This is a genomic window from Acidovorax sp. GW821-FHT09A11, from assembly GCF_059418365.1.
Genome location: NZ_JBWKPS010000024.1, coordinates 1 through 1,806, shown reverse-complemented (window position 1 = coordinate 1,806; position 1,806 = coordinate 1). Strand labels below are relative to the sequence as shown.

General features: G+C 62.2%; 2 protein-coding genes. Both read left to right on the top strand.

From position 1 onward, the window contains the following. The coding region (locus AC07PV_RS24980; RefSeq protein WP_494631618.1) for a Mu transposase domain-containing protein at positions 1-939 on the top strand (939 nt) is incomplete at its 5' end. Then, the gene (istB, locus tag AC07PV_RS24975) at positions 929-1,732 is read left to right on the top strand and encodes an IS21-like element helper ATPase IstB (protein ID WP_494631616.1); all 804 of its coding nucleotides are present in this window, start codon (positions 929-931) and stop codon (positions 1,730-1,732) included. The genes AC07PV_RS24980 and istB, both read left to right, overlap by 11 nt. Positions 1,733-1,806 lie beyond the last annotated feature (74 nt).

Here is a 1,806-nt window from a genome sequence, read left to right as displayed (position 1 = left end):
GGCATCTACGACAACATGCGCACCGCTGTAGACCGGGTGCGCCGTGGCAAGGAGCGCGACGTCAATGCGCGCTTTGCGGCCATGGTCAGCCACTTCCTGTTCGAGGCCGAGTTCTGCAATCCCGCGTCGGGCTGGGAGAAGGGCCAGGTGGAGAAGAACGTGCGCGATGCCCGCCATCGCCTGTGGCAAGTGGTGCCGCCATTCCCAAGCCTGCCCGATCTCAATGCCTGGCTTGAAGAGCGCTGCGTGGCGCTATGGCACGAGATCGAGCACGGCAAGCTGCCGGGCACCGTCGCGGATGTCTGGGCTCAAGAGAAGCCCGCCTTGATGCCAATGCCCCGGCCCTTCGATGGCTTTGTGGAGAACACCAAGCGCGTCTCACCCACCTGCCTTGTCCACTTCGAGCGCAATCGCTACAGCGTGCCGGCGCCGTATGCCAATCGGCCGGTGAGCCTGCGGGTCTATGCGGATCGCTTGGTGATTGCCGCCGAAGGCCAGATCGTGTGCGAGCATCAGCGCCTGATCGAGCGTAACCACCATGGTGCGGGACAGACCGTGTACGACTGGCGCCACTACTTGGCGGTGCTGCAGCGCAAACCAGGAGCTTTGCGCAACGGCGCCCCATTCCTGGAGCTGCCAGCGGCCTTCAAGCGACTGCAAGCCACCTTGCTCAAGCAAACCGGCGGCGACCGGGAGATGGTGGAGGTACTGGCACTGGTGCTGCACCACGATGAACAGGCTGTGCTCGCTGCAGTGGAGTTGGCACTGGAGTCAGGGGCTGCCAGCAAGACGCACATCCTGAACGTGCTGCACCGCCTGCTGGACGGCAAGCCCGCTCCAGCACCGGTCACGTCGCCGCAGGCCCTCAAGCTGGCGGTGGAACCCCAGGCCAATGTGCTTCGCTACGACCAATTGAGGGAGGTGCGCTATGCGTCCTGACCCTGCCATCGCTTCCATCGTGATCATGCTGCGCGAGCTCAAGATGCACGGCATGGCCCAGGCGGTTGCGGAACTGGCTGAGCAAGGTGCACCGGCCTTCGATGCGGCGCAGCCCATCCTGTCCCAACTGCTCAAGGCCGAGACCGCCGAGCGCGAAGTGCGCTCTGTGGCCTACCAGCTCAAGGTGGCCAGGTTCCCTGCGTACCGGGACATGGCGGGCTTTGACTTCAGCCACAGCGAGGTGAACGAGGCACTGGTACGCCAGTTGCACCGCTGCGAATTCTTGGAGAACGCCAACAACGTGGTGCTGGTGGGTGGACCGGGTACGGGCAAGACCCACATTGCCACGGCCCTCGGGGTGCAAGCCATTGAGCACCATCACCGCAGGGTGCGGTTCTTCTCCACGGTGGAGCTGGTCAATGCACTGGAAGAGGAGAAGGCCCAGGGCAAGCCGGGGCAGATCGCGCACCGCCTGGCCTATGCTGACCTGGTGATCCTGGATGAGCTGGGCTACCTGCCGTTCAGTACGTCAGGAGGAGCTTTGCTGTTCCACCTGCTGTCCAAGCTGTACGAGCGCACCAGCGTTGTGATCACCACCAACCTGAGCTTTAGCGAGTGGGCCAATGTGTTCGGCGATGCCAAGATGACCACGGCGCTGCTGGACCGGCTCACGCATCACTGCCATATTCTGGAAACCGGCAACGACAGCTACCGGTTCAAGAACAGCTCTGCACAGCAACCACCACAGACCACCAAGAAGGAGAAGACAACCAAGAACTTATCCACAACGTGAGCGTGAAGTTCACGAACAAGGGTGGGTCAGATCGAGATGGAAATGGTGGGTTACGGTTGGATAGAAATCAACAC